Annotated in this window: 16 protein-coding genes and 1 tRNA gene; 9 read left to right on the top strand and 8 right to left on the bottom strand. The window is 63.7% G+C overall.

Features of this window, described 5'->3' with window-relative positions:
* Window positions 1-62 precede the first annotated feature (62 nt).
* Complete coding sequence (locus tag EN851_RS08370) at window positions 63-1,835, top strand: glucan ABC transporter ATP-binding protein/ permease (RefSeq protein ID WP_127278652.1); 1,773 nt, start codon at window positions 63-65, stop codon at window positions 1,833-1,835.
* 100 nt (window positions 1,836-1,935) lie between these two features.
* A complete protein-coding gene (locus tag EN851_RS08365; protein WP_135928968.1) occupies window positions 1,936-2,697 on the top strand; it encodes a heme ABC transporter permease in 762 nt (253 codons plus the stop codon).
* Window positions 2,698-2,701: 4 nt separating this feature from the next.
* On the opposite strand, the gene EN851_RS08360 is transcribed toward EN851_RS08365, so the two are convergent.
* Complete coding sequence (locus tag EN851_RS08360) at window positions 2,702-3,760, bottom strand: D-TA family PLP-dependent enzyme (RefSeq protein WP_135928967.1); 1,059 nt, start codon at window positions 3,758-3,760, stop codon at window positions 2,702-2,704.
* 186 nt (window positions 3,761-3,946) lie between these two features.
* Between EN851_RS08360 and EN851_RS08355 the strand changes: the two genes are divergently transcribed.
* Window positions 3,947-4,633, top strand: coding sequence for a D-lyxose/D-mannose family sugar isomerase (locus tag EN851_RS08355; RefSeq protein WP_135928966.1), 687 nt, complete (start codon window positions 3,947-3,949; stop codon window positions 4,631-4,633).
* Between the two features lie 71 nt (window positions 4,634-4,704).
* Window positions 4,705-5,106, top strand: coding sequence for a hypothetical protein (locus EN851_RS08350; RefSeq protein ID WP_135928965.1), 402 nt, complete (start codon window positions 4,705-4,707; stop codon window positions 5,104-5,106).
* A 31-nt stretch (window positions 5,107-5,137) separates the two neighbouring features.
* Here EN851_RS08350 and EN851_RS08345 read toward each other — a convergent pair whose 3' ends face one another.
* The 5 genes from EN851_RS08345 to EN851_RS36760 form a co-directional block, all read right to left on the bottom strand.
* Window positions 5,138-6,823 carry a hypothetical protein gene (locus EN851_RS08345; RefSeq protein ID WP_135928964.1) on the bottom strand — a complete coding sequence of 562 codons (1,686 nt, stop codon included), beginning with the start codon at window positions 6,821-6,823 and terminating at the stop codon, window positions 5,138-5,140.
* 148 nt (window positions 6,824-6,971) lie between these two features.
* The gene (locus tag EN851_RS08340; RefSeq protein ID WP_135928963.1) at window positions 6,972-7,601 is read right to left on the bottom strand and encodes a hypothetical protein; all 630 of its coding nucleotides are present in this window, start codon (window positions 7,599-7,601) and stop codon (window positions 6,972-6,974) included.
* A gap of 120 nt (window positions 7,602-7,721) precedes the next feature.
* Window positions 7,722-7,795, bottom strand: a tRNA-Gln gene (locus EN851_RS08335).
* 160 nt (window positions 7,796-7,955) lie between these two features.
* Window positions 7,956-8,888: a lysylphosphatidylglycerol synthase domain-containing protein gene (locus EN851_RS08330; protein WP_135928962.1), complete on the bottom strand. Its 933-nt coding sequence runs from the start codon at window positions 8,886-8,888 to the stop codon at window positions 7,956-7,958.
* 88 nt (window positions 8,889-8,976) lie between these two features.
* Entirely contained in the window at window positions 8,977-9,249 is a 273-nt protein-coding gene (locus tag EN851_RS36760; protein ID WP_135863973.1) for a hypothetical protein, read from the bottom strand.
* 55 nt (window positions 9,250-9,304) lie between these two features.
* Between EN851_RS36760 and EN851_RS08320 the strand changes: the two genes are divergently transcribed.
* Both EN851_RS08320 and EN851_RS08315 read left to right on the top strand, forming a co-directional pair.
* Entirely contained in the window at window positions 9,305-10,663 is a 1,359-nt protein-coding gene (locus tag EN851_RS08320; RefSeq protein WP_135863974.1) for a Ppx/GppA phosphatase family protein, read from the top strand.
* 25 nt (window positions 10,664-10,688) lie between these two features.
* Window positions 10,689-11,486 carry an RlmE family RNA methyltransferase gene (locus EN851_RS08315; protein WP_127280524.1) on the top strand — a complete coding sequence of 266 codons (798 nt, stop codon included), beginning with the start codon at window positions 10,689-10,691 and terminating at the stop codon, window positions 11,484-11,486.
* Between the two features lie 10 nt (window positions 11,487-11,496).
* Here EN851_RS08315 and EN851_RS08310 read toward each other — a convergent pair whose 3' ends face one another.
* Window positions 11,497-12,918 carry an MFS transporter gene (locus EN851_RS08310; RefSeq protein WP_135915418.1) on the bottom strand — a complete coding sequence of 474 codons (1,422 nt, stop codon included), beginning with the start codon at window positions 12,916-12,918 and terminating at the stop codon, window positions 11,497-11,499.
* 281 nt (window positions 12,919-13,199) lie between these two features.
* On the opposite strand from EN851_RS08310, the gene guaB reads away from it, so the two are divergent.
* The 3 genes from guaB to EN851_RS08295 are packed head-to-tail and all read left to right on the top strand — an operon-like array spanning window position 13,200 to window position 15,721.
* Entirely contained in the window at window positions 13,200-14,702 is a 1,503-nt protein-coding gene (gene guaB / locus EN851_RS08305; protein ID WP_127279866.1) for an IMP dehydrogenase, read from the top strand.
* A 31-nt stretch (window positions 14,703-14,733) separates the two neighbouring features.
* On the top strand, window positions 14,734-15,276 hold the full coding sequence (locus tag EN851_RS08300; protein WP_189521823.1) for a hypothetical protein: 543 nt from the start codon (window positions 14,734-14,736) through the stop codon (window positions 15,274-15,276).
* A gap of 25 nt (window positions 15,277-15,301) precedes the next feature.
* Window positions 15,302-15,721 carry an MAPEG family protein gene (locus EN851_RS08295; protein ID WP_135928960.1) on the top strand — a complete coding sequence of 140 codons (420 nt, stop codon included), beginning with the start codon at window positions 15,302-15,304 and terminating at the stop codon, window positions 15,719-15,721.
* Between the two features lie 50 nt (window positions 15,722-15,771).
* Here EN851_RS08295 and rnd read toward each other — a convergent pair whose 3' ends face one another.
* On the bottom strand, window positions 15,772-16,923 hold the full coding sequence (gene rnd / locus EN851_RS08290) for a ribonuclease D (protein WP_127279863.1): 1,152 nt from the start codon (window positions 16,921-16,923) through the stop codon (window positions 15,772-15,774).
* Between the last annotated feature and the right edge of the window lie 30 nt (window positions 16,924-16,953).

The following is a 16,953-nucleotide window of genomic DNA, read 5'->3' as shown; positions in this document are numbered from 1 at the left end:
GGAAATGGTGCAGTGCACAATATTGGTGTTGGGCACAATAGAGAGTTGGCGGAGTAGCTGAAGTGTCACTTCTGCAGATCTATTGGAGAGCGCTGGGATATCTGGCTGCCGACAAGAAGCGCGTCGCGCTGATCTGTGCGGCCAACGTCGCTCTGGCAGCCATCGCGATCCTCGAGCCGATCCTGTTCGGCCGGGTCATCGACGCGATTTCCACGAAAGGCTCGGTCTTCTCCACGCTTGCCGTGTGGGCCGGCATCGGCGCCTTCAACGTTCTCGCTTTCGTGCTGGTGGCGCGCGGTGCCGACCGGTTCGCGCACGCCCGGCGCAGCGAAGTGCTCTGCCAGTCCTTCGAGCGCGTCATCACCATGCCGCTCGCCTGGCATCATCAGCGCGGCACCTCGAATGCTCTCCACACGCTGCTGCGCGCCGTCGAGACGCTGTTCAGCCTTTGGCTCGAATTCATGCGCCAGCATTTGTCCACCGCTGTTGCGCTCGTCCTGCTGGTTCCGACGGCCCTCAGCATGGACGTGCGCATGTCGATGGTCCTGCTCGTCCTCGGCGTTCTCTATGTCGGCATTGGCCGCCTGGTGATGAAGCGCACGAAGGAAGGCCAGGCCGCCGTCGAGCGCCACTATCACAAGGTTTTCGCGCACGTGACTGACTCGGTGAGCAACGTCGCCGTGCTGCAGAGCTACAACCGTCTTGGCCACGAAGCCGACGCGCTGCGCAGCTACGTCAAGAACCTGCTCGACGCGCAGAACCCGGTGCTCGACTGGTGGGCGATCGCCAATGCGCTCAATCGCCTGTCGTCGACGATCTCGATGATGGTGGTGCTTCTGATCGGCGCCTATCTGGTCACCCACGGCCAGCTGCGCATCGGCGACGTCATCGCTTTCACCGGCTTCGCCACGCTGCTGATCTCGCGGCTCGACCAGATGTCGGCTTTCGCGAACCAGATTTCGGAGGCCCGCGCCAAGCTCGAGGATTTCTACAAGCTCGAGGACTCGGCCGCCGATACCGCCGAGCCGGACGGCCTGCGCGACCTGGCCAACGTCACCGGCCATGTCCGTTTCGAGGATGTCAGCTTCGAGTTCGCCAATTCGGGGCAGGGCGTCAGCGACGTGTCCTTCGAGGTCCAGGCCGGCCAGACCGTCGCCATCGTCGGGCCGACGGGTGCGGGCAAGACCACGCTCATCAACCTGCTGCAGCGCGTCTTCTCGCCGTCCAGCGGCCGTATCCTGATCGACGGCATCGATACCCGCACCGTGACCCGCAAGTCGCTGCGCCATTCGATCGCCACCGTGTTCCAGGATGCCGGGCTTCTCAACCGCTCGATCGAGGACAACATCCGGGTCGGCCGTGCCGATGCGACCAACGACGAGATCCATGCCGCAGCCACCGCAGCCGCGGCGCAGGATTTCATCCTGGCCAAGAGCAATGGCTACGACACGGTGGTCGGTGAACGTGGCGGCCAGCTGTCTGGCGGCGAGCGCCAGCGCATCGCCATTGCCCGTGCCGTGCTGAAGGATGCGCCGATCCTGGTGCTCGACGAGGCGACGAGCGCGCTCGACGTCGAGACCGAGGATCGCGTCAAGGAAGCGATCGACGAATTGCGCCGCGACCGCACTACCTTCATCATCGCCCACCGCCTGACCACCGTCCGCGACGCCGATCTGGTCGTGTTCATGGACAAGGGCAAGGTGGTCGAGATGGGTGGCTTTGCCGAATTGTCGCTGCGCAACGGCCGTTTCGCCAGCCTGCTGCGCGCCGGCGGCCTGCTCAACGACGAGGAAGTCCGCCGCCTCAGCCGCTCCGTTCAGGGCGAGGCCGCCTGAGCAGTTGATGGTTCTCGCCTTCTCCCGAATGGGAGAAGGCGAGGCCCGCGACACCGCCGCTCGATTGCCTCAAACGCGTCGGCGGTCTATGTAAAGCCGCATGAGCGACACCACCTCACGCCTGAGCGGCTGGACCGATCTTGCCAATCCGACGCGGTTTGTCCGGCTGGCCGACAAGCTTGTGCCGTGGCTGGCGGCGCTCGCCGCCCTCGTCCTTGCTGGTGGCCTCTATATTAGCTTCACCGCGCCCGAGGATTTCCAGCAAGGCATCACGGTGCGCATCATGTACATCCACGTGCCTTTCGCCTGGCTCGCCATGATGTGCTACACGCTGATGGCAGTCTCTGCCCTTGGCACGCTGGTCTGGCGGCATCCGCTGGCCGATGTGGCACTGAAGTCAGCGGCCCCCATCGGGGCCGTCTTTACCGCGCTGGCGCTGATTACCGGTTCGATCTGGGGCAAGCCGATGTGGGGCACCTGGTGGGTCTGGGACGCCCGCCTGACTTCCGTCTTCGTGCTGTTCCTGATGTATCTCGGCATCATCGCGTTAACCCGCGCGCTCGATGACGCCAGCCGCGCCGCCTGGGCCGCCGCCATCATCACGCTGGTCGGCTTCATCAACATTCCGATCATCAAATTCTCGGTCGACTGGTGGAACACACTGCACCAGCCGGCTTCGGTGTTCAGGCTCGGTGGTCCGACCATCGATCCCAGCCTGCTCTGGCCGCTGCTGGTGATGGCCGTCGGCTTCACCGTGCTGTTCTTCGCGCTGCATCTGATGGCCATGCGCACCGAAATCCGGCGCCGACGGGTTATTGCCATGCGGCGGGTGGCGGCGCGGCAGGCGGAACGTCCGGCTTAAATATTCACCCCATCCGTCCGCGCGCTGCCACCGGCAGCGTGTCCAGCACCGTCTCCCCGTCGATCAGGTTGACCTCGTTGAACAAATTGGTGACGACGCAGCAATGGTCTGGCACCACGCGCACGCGCTCGCCAATGCGCAGCTTGCCGTCGCCGGAAAGCATGACCGTGCCGTGCTCCTCGCTCAAGCCCGTCACCAGCGCCCCCGGGACGCCCATCAACTCTCCGAAATCCTTTAGCCCCAGCGTATCGCTGGACAGGGCCTTGCTGCCGCTATCGAGGATCGCGCGCGTCGCTGTCGGATGGCTGACCACGGTTGCCAGCACGGTCAGCGCGCAATCGTCGAGGCCGCCGACGCCTTTGGCGACCTGGTAGCGGTCGAGATAGATATAGGTGCCGGGCCGGTATTCGGTGACGACGGAGGCATCGGCGGAACGCCACATATCGGGCGTGCCGCCGCTGGAGACGCGCTCGCAGGCGAGCCCTGAAGCGGCCAGCGCCCGTTTGGCGTCGGCAAGCCAGGCCTCGGCCTCCACTGCCCGGCCGGCGGCCGGATAGGTCATCAGTCCGCCAAAGGCAAGGCCGCCCGCCTTGTCGATCACCCTCGCCAGCGCAACCGCTTCATTGGCCGTCTGCACGCCGCAGCGCCCCATGCCGGTGTCGCATTCGACCAATACCGACAGCGGATGCCCGGCATCGGTGAAGGTCGCGGCGAGCCCTTCCAGCGTCTGCGCGCTGTCGGCCGTCACCGACAGCGTCACGCGGCCGTGCAGCGCCTTCAGCCGGGCGAGCTTGGCGCGGCCAAGGATGTTGTAGGGAAGAAAGATATCCGTCAGCCCGGCGTCGGCCATCACCTCGGCCTCGCCGATCTTCTGGCAAGTGATGCCGACGGCCCCGGCCGCCACCTGCTTCTTCGCCCAATAAGGCAGCTTGTGGGTCTTGATGTGCGGCCTGAGCTTTAATCCGTTCTTGTTGGCATGGGCCTGCGCGCGGGCGATGTTGGCTTCGGCGCGTGCGGCATCGATCAGGATCGACGGCGTATCGAGATCATGGATGGTCGGCATCGGCTATCTCTTTGAAAATTCGCAGGGGTTATGAGCCGGAAAGCACGCGATGTCACGCCGCACGCCAACCCGATCGGTGGGCCATGGGCGGGAACGCGCAGGGCTCGAACAGGCAGAATGGATCGACACCGCACCGGCGTTCGGCTATGCGATTTATCGGCAAAATCGACACGAAGGGTCACGATCATGAAACGCTCCGCCATCAACGACATCATCCGCGAAGCCGACGCCTTCATCCGCTCGTTCGGCTATATCATGCCGCCCTTCGCCTACTGGTCGCCGGAAGAGATGAAGGCGCGCCAGGTCGATTCCTCGGCCATTTTCACCTCACGGCTCGGCTGGGACATCACCGACTACGGCCAGGGCAAGTTCGACGATCTCGGCCTGTTCCTGTTCACCGTCCGCAACGGCCGCTACGAGGACATGAAGAAGGGCATGGGCATGCTCTACGCCGAGAAGATCATGATCTCGCGCAAGGAGCAGATGTCGCCGATGCACCGCCACAACATCAAGGCCGAGGACATCATCAACCGCGGCGGCGGCAAGCTGGTGCTGGAACTGTTCATGCATGACCGCGACGGCGGCATCGACCCCAGGGCCGAGGTGTCGGTGCCTGTCGACGGAACCATCCACAGGCTGCCGGCGGGCGGGCTGTTGAAGCTCTACCCGGGCCAAAGCGTCACGCTTTTGCCTGGCGTGTGGCACGCCTTCTGGGCAGAGGGCAAGGACGTGCTTATCGGCGAGGTATCGACCGTCAATGACGATCGCACGGACAACGTCTTCCGTGAGCCGATCGGCCGTTTCGCCGATATCGAGGAAGACACGCCGCCGCTGCACCTGCTGGTGGCCGACTACGACAAATGGCTGGGTTGAGGCTTCCGCCCTTTATGCCGATTCGCCCCCTGATTTGCCAGCCAGCAACCAAGTCCGACGAGGAATAGATCTTGAAATCAGCTCTAGTTCTAGCCCTTGCCGCCTTGGCGGCGGTCAGCTTCGGTATGCCGGCCCAGGCGGCCGGCTTCGCCAACATCATCCTTTCCGCGACGAAGGACGGCGCAACACCTCAGAGCAGCTTCCCCGTCGACACACCGGTGATTTACGTGTCGGCTGACTTGGTGGATATCGCGCCCACATCGAAAATCACATTTTCCTGGGTCTCGGTTGATTCCCACGGCGTCGCACCGGAAAACTATACTATCGACAAGGTCGATCTCGACGTCGGAGCGAACAATCAGGCTGATTCTCAGCTCACCAAACCCACGGCGGGATGGCCGGCGGGCACCTATCGTGTTGATTTGGCCATCGACGGAACGGTTGAGGATTCGGTGCCCTTCAGCATTCCATGATGGAAATGAACTGCCCTGGAAGGGCGTAGGCTCAATGACAACAGCTGAGTGCCGATTGCAGGCTCGTCCGGCACAGGCAGGACGAGCTGATCGGCACATCCGCCTTTGCCATCGCCGTGGCAAGCCTTGCCTGCAGTGCCGGCAGTTCTTCGGTCTCGCCACGCCGGCTCAAACATTCCACCAGATCGTGCAGCGCCCAGACATTGTCCGGGTGCTGGGCACAGCGCTGCACCGTGGCGCTCAGGCCGAGATCGTCGCGATAAACCTGCTCGGCTTCCGCCGCATGCCCCTGGTCGAGAAGCAGCGCCGCAAGCGCATGGCGCGGCGGGTGCATCCACGCCCACGGCTCGGTGTAGGAAAGATTGTCATCCAGCTCGACCGCGTGCCTGAGATGGCCATAGGCCTCCTCGTGCCGGCCCTGATGGTAGGCAAGCTCGCCGTCGAGCAAGGCGGCACCGACGGCGAGCGAGGCGCGGGTCGGGTTGCTGAGGAAACGCCGCTCGGGTGCAATGCCTTCGAGGTGCTGGTGAAACAGTTCGCGCTCGCGCTCGGCTTCGGCGAATCGCCTCAACGTCGCATGCGCGACGCCCCTGGCGTAGTGCTGCATGGCCGCCGTCAGCACATAGAGGCCGGGCTCGGCGACCCTTGGTTCATCGATGATCTCCTGCCACCGACCGAAGCGCACCAACACGTGCGATTTCATCGCATGATAGCCTTCCACGGTCTGGGTGAGTTTGGGCCGGTCCTGGATGGCGACCACGTCACGCGTCACCAGGCTGCGTACCTTGTCGGCGGCCCACAGTGCCGGCTGGTACTGGCCTGACAACATGCAGGTGAACATCATCAGGTGCAGATCGTGACAGCAGCCGAGCAGATAATAGGTCGGCTCGCCGGCATAGGCGAGATAGAGGTCGTTGGCCCGAACCGCCTTCTCGCTGGCAAGCTTGGCTTTTTCATATTCGCCGCACAGCACATAGATATGCCCCGGCATGTGGTTCATGTGCCCGGCATCGGGGCACATCTCGCCGAGCAGATCGGCTGAGCGCATGCCGCGTTCCGGCATGGTGGACATTTCCAGGAGATGGATGTGCAGATGGACGATCGCCGGGTGCTGCGCGATGCTGGCCTCATCGGCGAGCCGGATCGACAGCTCGCAAACCTCCAGTGCCTCGATCACGTCTGAATTTGACGCCGGTTCACCGGTCTTGAGGTTCCAGAGCCGCCGCACCGTGCGCATCATCAGCGCTTCGACGAACAGCGCCATCACGTCATGGTCGTCGGGAAAGTTTTCATGGACCCGCCGCATCGCAGCGGCATAGGCATCGTCCCACTGCTCGAATTCCTGGGGGCTTACCCGGTGCGGCTTCTGGAAGCGGCAGGCCAACGCCTCGATCAGTTGCCTTTCGATGTCGCTGGCGGCAGCCGCACCGGCACGTGCCAGTTGGACGTGCTCGAAACAACGCTTCGCCGCGCTATCAGCCTCGGCCTCGCCATGCTCCTTCCAGGTCAGATTGTAGAAAGGCCCGGCCGCGTAGGCGATGCCCCAGTGGACCATCGGGCAGGCAGGATCGGTCTCCAGAGCCTTCTCAAAGCACTTGATGCCTTCTTCGTGGTTGAAGCCGTAGCACCAGTTTAGGCCAATATCGAACCAGCGCTGGGTTTCTGCCGAGCGGGTAGAGATGGGGCGGCGGTAGGCGCCAAGATTGAAGCGGTCCATGTGGTCTCATTCAAGCAGGTTGGCCGCGAGCCAAGCCTTGGCCAGATTCTTCGCCATGAATGTGTGTCGAAATCGGTAGGCATGGCAAACGCGATGAGGCCATCGCTGTTCTGGCATCGGTACGATCTGATCGGCGACCGGCGCCGCGTTACTCGCCTTCGAACGGCGCGTCGCTTTGCCAGCCGGCTAGCTCCGGCAGGTCGTCAAGCCAACTTTTCTCGGTCATCACGGCATCGCCGGCCTGCGGTGCAGCCTCCGTGGCGTTTTGAATCAACCAGTCCGCCCACTTCCGATAGGCAGCCGGATCCATCTGAGGCGGCAGCACCTTGGCCTTGAGCAGCATCCTCTTGCGGAAACTGGTTTGCCTGCGCAGCTTGGTCGTCGTGAACTTGATTGCCTTGCCTTGGTATTCGACAGTCCAGCGGTCGTCCCCATGGCCGACAAGCCTGTCGATAGCGAAACCGGCATCGACCGGTCTATCCCGCCAGGGAAGCTCGATGGCGTTCTTCCGCAGATCGATAGCCCATCGCCTGTAGTTGGCCCCGGCACGCTGGGGCGGCAGCACGCCGGCCTGCTCGAGCATCTTCCTTCGGAAGGTAGGCTGCTGCTTCAACTGGCCGGTCGTGAACTCGACGCGATGCCCACGAAACTCGACATGCCACCGGACTCGCCCGTTGCCGACATACTTCACCAGCCTGTCGATCAAAAACTCGCTATCGGCAAGCATCACGCAGCCTTGGCTGATGCTTTCGCGGATGAACTCGGTGTCAGTGACCATCCAGGCGGGCCTTATGCAGGATTTCGTCGACGAAGCTTGGGAGCGATGGTCCGGATTCGCACCGGAAGAGCGTTCCGGTTCCGATTTCTTGTTTAGCTGGGTGCTTTCATTGAGAGGTGCTGGCTGGGGAACCTGGATTCGAACCAGGACTAACGGAGTCAGAGTCCGTGGGTCTACCGTTAACCTATTCCCCAGCAGGCGCGGTCATGGACCACGCAGGCCGAACGGCTGAGCCGCTTGAGCGCTGCCTTGTAGCCGCCAGCGGAAAATAGTCAAGCCTGCTCCGCGGTTCAATCGCCAGCTTTTATCACTGGTTCCAAACGCCGCCCCTCCAATGACGTGCGAACTCCGGGCTCAGCTCTCCTTGCGGCTGAATTGCGAGCGTTCGAAGAACAGCACGATACCCAGGCCCAGAAACAGCGGGACGATCAGATAAAACAGCCGGAACACCAGCAGCGCGGCCAGCACGCCGACCGGGTCCATGTCGGAAAGCCCGGCCAGGAACACCACTTCGAACACGCCGAGGCCGCCCGGCGCATGCGAAATCTGGGCGACCGAGAAGGAAACGAGGAAGACGCCGAGCACGACGAAATAACCGGGATTGTGCATCTCGGGCAGGGCGAAGAAGATGATCGCGGCCGCCGCCAGCAACTCGATCGGGCCGATCAGCAACTGCCTGGCGACGATCGGCAGCGCCGGATAGTGCAACTGGAAGCTGGCGATCTTCAGCGGGCGCAGATGCAGCCAGCTGCCGAATATATAGGCCGCGACGAGGACCAGCATCGCAATGCCCGCCGCCTCCGACAGGCCGTGATGGGCGATGCCGGAGAAGCGGTCGATAATCTGCGGCTCGAACACCAGCACGAGGCCTGCGGCGAGAATCGTCGACAGCACGAAGGTTATCCAGCAGACCGCCACCAACACGCCGACCTCGTGGCCGGTCAGGCCCCTGGTGCCGTAGGCGCGGTAGCGGATGACGGCGCCGGAAAACACCGAGCCGCCGATATTGTGCGACAGCGCATAGGTGGTGAAGGAGCACAGCGTCACGAACAGCCAGGAGACGCGCCTGCCGATATGCAGCAGCGCGATGTGGTCGTAACCGGCGAGCGCGGCATAGGCCACCACCGAACTCAAGCCTGCCAGCATCCAGCCGCGAGCCGGAATGGCCGCCAGCCCGTCCCAGACGTCGTCGAGCGAGATACCGCGCAATTCATGCCAGAGCAGGAGCAGCGAGAAAATCACCGCGCCGATGCCGACGACCGGCCAGAAATAGCGTTTCCAGTTCATTGCCCGACCGTCATGCGTTGCCTGTCCGCTTCCTTTTCTGTCGAGAGGCCGACCGCGCCCCGAATTCCCCATTCATTTCAGAAATGCCTCATTGAAGCCGGCTATTCAACCGCGAACACTTGTCGCGCCTGATGCCGGCAAGGCCCGCCTGCACCGGACGCGGCGCGAGAACGCCTCCAAGCGGCGAGGGAACCGGCTCGACGGGCGCGGTCTCCGCTGGCGTCGCGTTATCAATCCAGCCTTGCGGGTACATTACGGAGCGCAGCAAAAAGGCGGGGTTGCGCGCCCAGCCGGCAAAATTCGGCAAGCGGCTCTTGGTGATCGGGCGCGGCACTGTTAGTCTGGCGGCAACTTGAAACATGCCAAAGCGCCTGCTGCGTCCGTCACCGGTTCGCGCGGCGCCGGAAGGAACGACAGTGGAAGACCGCGACACCGGCGCAGGCGCGCCGGAGGTGGGCGCGTCCAGCGCTTCTCCGGGGTCATCAGGCCCGGGGACGGCCGGTTGGCAGCAACGCCGCCCGACGGAGCCTCGCTCCGTGAATGGGCAGGCGGGCGACGCAACCCAGAAAGGCAAGCCCAAGAAACGGCGCAAGCGAAGGCGCGGGCGCAAGGTTTTTGCGCGCGACGATGTGCGCCCCGAGGACAATCGATCGCCGCTGCAAGGCAAGGCCGCTACCGCGGCAGTCGACCTGAAGCCTGTTGCCGCTGCGGTGATCTCGCCCGTCGTTCCAGCGCCACGCCCCGAACAAGGCAACCGCAGGCCGCCGGTGCACGAGCTTCCGGTTTTCGCGGCGCTGGATCTCGGCACCAACAATTGCCGGCTGCTGGTCGCCGTTCCCACCCGTCACGGCCAGTTCCGCGTCATCGACGCCTTCTCGCGCATCGTCAGGCTGGGCGAGGGGCTCACCGCCAATGGCCGGCTCGGCCAACCGGCGATGGACCGCGCGGTCGAGGCGCTGAAGGTCTGCGGTGACAAATTGCGCGGCCGCAAGATAAGGAAGGCAAGGCTGATCGCCACCGAAGCCTGCCGCACCGCCGAAAACGGCGTCGAGTTCCTCGATCGCGTCGAACGCGAAGCCGGCCTGAAACTCGAGATCATCGATCGCCAGACCGAAGCCCGCCTTGCGGTTTCCGGCTGCGGCTCGCTGGTCGAGCGCGACACGCAAGGCGTCGTCCTGTTCGACATCGGCGGCGGTTCCTCCGAGATCGCGCTGATCGATCTCAGCGGTCGCCGCTCGCCGCGCCTTGCCAACCATATCGTCTCATGGACATCGCTGCCGGTCGGCGTCGTGTCACTGGCGGAACGCTTCGGTGGCCGCACCGTGACGCGCGAGATCTTCACCGCCATGGTCGACGACGTCGCCGGCAGGCTGGCCACTTTCGATGGCCGCGACCGGCTGAGCCATCTCAAGGCCAGCCCGAATTTCCATCTGCTCGGCACTTCGGGCACGGTGACGACGCTGGCCGGCGTCCATCTCGATCTCGAGCGCTACGACCGCCGCCGGGTCGACGGCCTGTGGATGGACCGCGACAGCGTCGACCGCATGGTGGAGAGACTGGTCGGCTGGGATTTCCAGCAGCGCTGCGCCAACCCCTGCATCGGCGCCGACCGCGCCGATCTGGTGCTTGCCGGCTGTGCTATCCTCGAAGCGATCCGCGCCGTCTGGCCGTCGGAGCGGCTGCGCGTCGCCGACCGTGGCTTGCGCGAAGGCATATTGAGCGAACTGATGGCTGATGACGGCGTCTGGCGCAACGATGGGCGTGCTAGGGCATGATCATGCTCAAACAAGAAATCAGGCAATGACCAAGAAACCGGAAAAACCAGGTTCGGCGAGCATTCGCGTGCTGAAGACGCGGATCAAGAAGAAAAGCGGTCTGAAGGAATCGTCACGCCGCTGGCTGCAGCGTCACATCAACGATCCCTATGTCCAACGCTCGAAAGCCGACGGTTATCGCTCGCGCGCGGCCTACAAGCTGATCGAGATCGACGACAAGCACCATCTCTTGAAGCCTGGCATGAAAGTGATCGATCTGGGCGCCGCGCCAGGCGGCTGGTGCCAGGTCGCGGCCGCGCGCACGAAATCGACGGCCGAAAACCCGCATGTCATCGGCATCGATTATCTGGAAATGGACGCCGTGCCCGGTGCGCCGGTGCTGCTGATGGATTTTCTCGATCCGCAGGCTCCGCAAAAGCTGGCCGAGGCGCTGGGCGGCGACCCGGATGTCGTGCTGTCCGACATGGCGGCGCCGACCACCGGCCACAAGCGGACCGACCACATCCGCACCATGCATCTGTGCGAGGTGGCGGCCGATTTCGCGCTGTCGGTCCTGAAGCCCGGCGGCCATTTCCTGGCCAAGACCTTCCAGGGCGGCGCCGAAAACGAACTGCTCTCGATGCTCAAGAAGAATTTCCGCTCCGTCCACCACGTCAAGCCACCGGCGTCGCGCGATGAATCGGTGGAGCTTTATCTCTTGGCCAAGGATTTTAAGGGGCGAGAGGCTGGTCCGCCGTCAGGCGGATCGGAACGTCCAGTGGACGTTCCGAAGGGCTCGAGCGCCCGGAGCCATGGCGAAGGGCCGGGGGACGCAGACGGCTGAGTTGGCCGCTTCACTCTCCAGGCGATCTCACCGGTTCCAGCGTCTTGGGCGTCGTCAGCCGGCCATGGCCTGACACGGCGTTGCCGGCATCGGGTGCCAGCCGCATGAACGACAGCGACGCCGCCGCCGATACCGCCGCCACGATGAAGAAGGCGGTATGGAAATCGCCCAGCGTCAGCGGGCCGCCATGGATCGAGGTCGAGACTTCCAGAACACCGCCGGCGAGCGCCACGCCGAGCGCGATCGAGAGCTGCTGGAACACCGCCGTGATCGGCGTCGCCTTGCTGGTATCCTCGGCCGAAACCTCGGCATAGGAGAGCGCGTTGACGCCGGTGAAGAACATCGAACGGATGAAGCCGCCAACCAGCAAAATGGCCAGCATCAGCGCGTAAGGCGTTTCGGGGGTGAAGAGGCCGTAGATGGCGATCGATGCGGCAGCGACCAGCGAGCCGACGATCAGCACGCGGCGGAAGCCGACCACGCGGAAGATCAGCGCGGTGACGAATTTCATGCCGATGGCGCCGATCGCGGAGACGAAGGTGATCATGCCGGACTGGAATGGGGTCAGCCCGAAACCGATCTGGAACATCAGCGGCAACAGGAACGGCACCGCTCCGATGCCGATGCGAAACAGGCTGCCGCCAAGCACCGACGAGCGGAACACCTGGTTGCGGAACAGCTCAAGCGCCAGCAGCGGATTTCTGGCGCGGCGCGCATGCATCAGGTAGAGCGCGCCCGACAGCAGCCCCACCGCGACCGTGATGAAGCCGGTGGCCGGCGGCAGATAAGGCAGGCTGACCACCGACAGGCCGAACACGACGCCGGATGCGGCAAGCCCGCTCAACACGAAGCCGATGAAATCGAGCGGCGGCGTCTCGGTTGCTTCGGTTTCCGGCAGGAAGCGTGTGGCCAGCCAGATGCCGATCAGGCCGATCGGCACGTTGATCAGGAAGATCCAGTGCCACGTAAAATAGGTGGTGATAAAGCCACCGATCGGCGGACCGACCAGCGGGCCGACGAGTGCTGGAACGGTCAGCCAGGACATGGCGGCGACCAGGTCGCTCTTGGGCGTGGCGCGCACCAGCACCAGGCGCCCGACCGGGGTCATCATGGCGCCGCCAATGCCTTGCAGGAAGCGCGACACCACGAAGGCCGGCAGCGAACCGGACAGCGCGCAGGCAACCGAACCGGCAATGAACACCGCGATCGCCGCACGAAAGATGTTCTTGGCGCCGAAGCGGTCGGCCATCCAGCCGCTGATCGGAATGAAGATCGCCAGCGACACCAAATAGGCGGTCAGCGCCAGTTTGAGCGCGATCGGGCTGGTATGGATGTCGATGGCGATCGCCGGCAGCGATGTCGCGATGACGGTCGAATCCATGTTTTCCATGAAAAGAGCGACCGCCAGTATGAGCGGAATGGTGCGGTTCACAAAAACGCGTCCGGGCTTGATTCCAGATGTTGCCGACCTTGCCGGCACGCAGGGCGGGTATCACGGCTGGACACCGATGTCGCATTAATTTGCTGTCACTTTTGTGCGATCGCAACCAGGGGTGGCGTTGCCGGGCTCGTCGTGATCCTGTTGTGCAACGCAATGATCGGCTTTTCATCCGTCCCGGGACGTGTTACCAGCCACCGCCAATCCTGAAAGGGAATAACGAGTCGGCGCTGCCCATTCCGGTCCAGCGCTTTTTCGCATTCAAAGGGCTGGCCATGGCAAAAATCATCGAAACGTCCACCGGCGCACTGGCGCTGACCTTTGACGACGTGCTTTTACAGCCCGGTCATTCCGAAGTGATGCCCGGCCAGACCGACATCCGCACCCGCATCGCCGGCGACATCGACCTCAACGTGCCGATCCTGTCGGCGGCGATGGACACGGTCACCGAGGCAAGGCTTGCCATCGCCATGGCGCAGGCCGGCGGCATCGGCGTCATCCACCGCAATTTCTCGCCCGCCGAACAGGCGGAGCAGGTGCGGCAGGTCAAGAAATTCGAATCCGGCATGGTGGTGAACCCGGTCACCATCGGTCCCGACGCCACGCTCGCCGACGCGCTGTCACTGATGCGCACCTACTCGATCTCGGGCATTCCGGTGGTCGAGAATGGCGGCGCCGGCGGCCACAAGACCGGCCGGCTGGTGGGCATCCTGACCAACCGCGACGTGCGCTTCGCTTCCGATCCTGCGCAAAAGGTCTACGAATTGATGACCCGGGAGAACCTGATCACGGTCAAGGAGAATGTCGACCAGGACGAGGCCAAGCGGCTCCTGCACCAGCACCGCATCGAGAAGCTGGTCGTGGTCGACAAGGCGGGCAATTGCGTTGGGCTGATCACCGTCAAGGACATCGAGAAGTCGCAGCTCAACCCGCATGCCACCAAGGATGCGCAGGGGCGACTGCGCGCCGCGGCCGCCACCAGCGTCGGCGATGACGGCTTCGAACGCGCCGAGCGTCTTATCGAGGCGGGCGTCGACCTTTTGGTGATCGACACCGCGCATGGCCACTCGCAGCGCGTGCTGGACGCGGTGACGCGGGCCAAGAAGCTTTCCAATTCCGTGCGCATCCTGGCCGGCAACGTCGCCACCGCCGAAGGCACGCAGGCGCTGATCGACGCCGGCGCCGACGCCGTCAAGGTCGGCATCGGTCCGGGCTCCATCTGCACCACCCGCATCGTGGCCGGGGTCGGCGTTCCCCAGCTTTCGGCCATCATGTCGGCGGTCGAGACGGCGCATAAATCCGGCGCCTCGGTGATCGCCGACGGCGGTATCAAATATTCCGGCGATCTCGCCAAGGCACTCGCCGCCGGCGCCAGCGCCGCCATGATCGGCTCGCTGCTTGCCGGGACCGACGAAAGTCCGGGCGAGGTGTATCTGCACCAGGGCCGCTCCTTCAAGGCCTATCGCGGCATGGGCTCGGTCGGCGCAATGGCGCGGGGCTCCGCCGATCGCTACTTCCAGGCCGAGGTGCGCGACACGCTGAAACTGGTGCCGGAAGGCATTGAAGGGCAGGTTCCCTACAAAGGACCTGTGTCTGGCGTGCTGCACCAGCTTGCAGGCGGGCTGAAAGCCGCTATGGGTTATGTTGGTGGCCGCGACCTTGCCGATTTCCGCGACCGCGCCACCTTTGTGCGCATATCCAACGCCGGACTTCGTGAGAGCCACGCCCATGACGTCACGATTACCCGCGAAAGCCCCAACTATCCCGGCGGAGCCTGATTCTTCCGGGCTTTGGCGCAACTTGGCCGCCATGGTGCTGCGCCTGTCGCGCCATGTCGGAGCGCTCTGCTTTCTCTCGGCAGCGGTTTTCATCGCCATGACCGGGATGGAGTTGTTCTATTTCCGCCAGTTGAGCGGGGGCTTGGCCTCGCTCGACATGCGCTATTTCGGATTCACGCCCGACGAAGGCATGGCCTGGCTGACGGCGCTTGGCCGGCGCGGCAGCGAGATCATCCTGGTCTGGCATTACCTGACCTTCGATCTTTTGTTTCCTGCGCTGTTGTCGCTGACGCTGGTCAGCCTGATCGTGGCAACTGGCCGGCGCTTGAAGGCTTTCCGCGTGCTGCCGGGGCAGATGCAGGCGATCTTCGCCTTGGTCCTGGTGCTGCCCTACACGCTCGCCGACTATGTCCAGAATATCGCCGTGGCGCGGCTTCTGTCCGATTTCCTCTATGCCAACCCGGACTCGCTGTCTTTCGCCTCGGCGCTGATCGTCACCAAATTCGCGCTTCTCGCCCTCCCGGTCATCGTCATTGCCGCTTTCTGGCTGGCGGGCCAAAGACGTCAGAATTGAAGCCGAAAAGGGCAGGGGCCACTTCATGAGCCAGACCACCATCTTCTGGCCGGTCCTGGCGCATGTGCTGCTGATATACATCGTCTACTGCGTCCTCGGCCGTCGCCGAGACGGTGCGGTCAAGTCAGGCGAAGCCAAGACCGGCCAATACAAAGTGCGTTCGACCGAGCCGGCGTCCAGCGTCACGGTCGCCGCCAATCTCAACAACCAGTTCGAATTGCCAGTTCTTTTCTACGTGCTGTGCCTGGCGCTGCACGTCACCAACGGCGTCAATTACCTGACCCTGGCGCTGATGTGGATCTTTGTCGCCTCGCGCTGCTTCCACGCCTGGGTTCACCTGACCAGCAACGATCTGCGCCTGCGCAGGCGGTCTTTCTTTCTCGGTGCGGTCATTATCCTGTTGGGCTGGATCTGGTTCGCTCTTCACCTGCTCCAGGTGGTTTGAGCAGAAGCGGCGTTGGCGCTCTTCTCCCGAGGCGGAAGAGAGGCCGATTTCTACAGATCGAACACGGCTATCTTGCGCTTGTCGAACTTGATGCCGATCTCGCCGCGCACCAGTTTCAGCGCCTGTTCGCCGAACACGGCGCGCCGCCATCCCTGCAGCGCCGGCACATCGGCGTCCTCGCCCTCGGCGGCGATACGGTCGATATCGTCGCTGGAGGCCAGCACCTTCGAGGCGACGCCCTGTTTTTCGGCGACGATCCTGAGCAGCACTTTCAAGAGTTCCGCGGCCGCATTCGAGCCTTCGGGCGGCTGGAAGTTTTTCGGCAATTTCGGCATCTGCTCCTTGGGCAAGGCGAGAGCCGTGTTGACCGCGCCGAGCAGTGCGGTCGCCGTCGAGGAGCGTTCCCAGCCCTTTGGCGTGGTACGGAGTTTGGCAAGGGCCGCCGCATCGCGCGGCCCTTGTTGCGCGATCTCGTAGATCGCGTCGTCCTTGAGCACGCGGCCGCGCGGCACGTCGCGCTCGCGCGCTTCGCGTTCGCGCCATGCCGCCACGGTCTGCACGATCGCCAGCTCCTGCGGTTTGCGAAGTCGCATCTTCAGCCGCTTCCAGGCATCCTCGGGGTGCGGATCGTAGGTCTCGCGCGAGGTCAGGACGTCCATCTCCTCATTCAGCCAGTGAGCGCGGTTTTCCCGCGCCAGCTCGGCGTTGAGGTGCTGATAGACCTCGATCAGATGGGTAACGTCGGCCAGCGCATAGTCGAGCTGCTTGTCGGACAGCGGCCGATGGCGCCAGTCGGTGAAGCGCGACGACTTGTCGAGCCGCGCCCCGGTGATGCGCTGCACGAGTTGATCGTAGGAAACGCTGTCTCCGAAGCCGCAGACCATCGCCGCCACCTGGGTGTCGAACACCGGGTGCGGAACGAGATCGCCGAGATGGACGATGATTTCGATGTCTTGCCGGGCGGCGTGGAAGACTTTGACCACCGCCTCGTTGGCCATCAACTTGAAGAACGGAGCCAGGTCGATGTCTGATGACAGCGGATCGATCAGCGCCGTCACGCCGGGCGCGGCCATCTGGATCAGGCACAGGATTGGCCAGAAGGTCGTTTCGCGGATGAATTCGGTGTCGACGGTGACGAAATCCGACTTTTCGAAAGCGGCGAGAACGGTCTCGAGTTCTTTCTGGGTGGTGATGACGTGCATCAAATCGCTTTTGGCAGGAGTAGGGTCTTC

Origin of the sequence: Mesorhizobium sp. M8A.F.Ca.ET.208.01.1.1 (assembly GCF_004791315.1) — a bacterium.
Lineage (GTDB): Bacteria > Pseudomonadota > Alphaproteobacteria > Rhizobiales > Rhizobiaceae > Mesorhizobium.
Note: the sequence above shows the minus strand (reverse complement) of the source record. Positions and strands in the feature narration are given on the sequence as shown.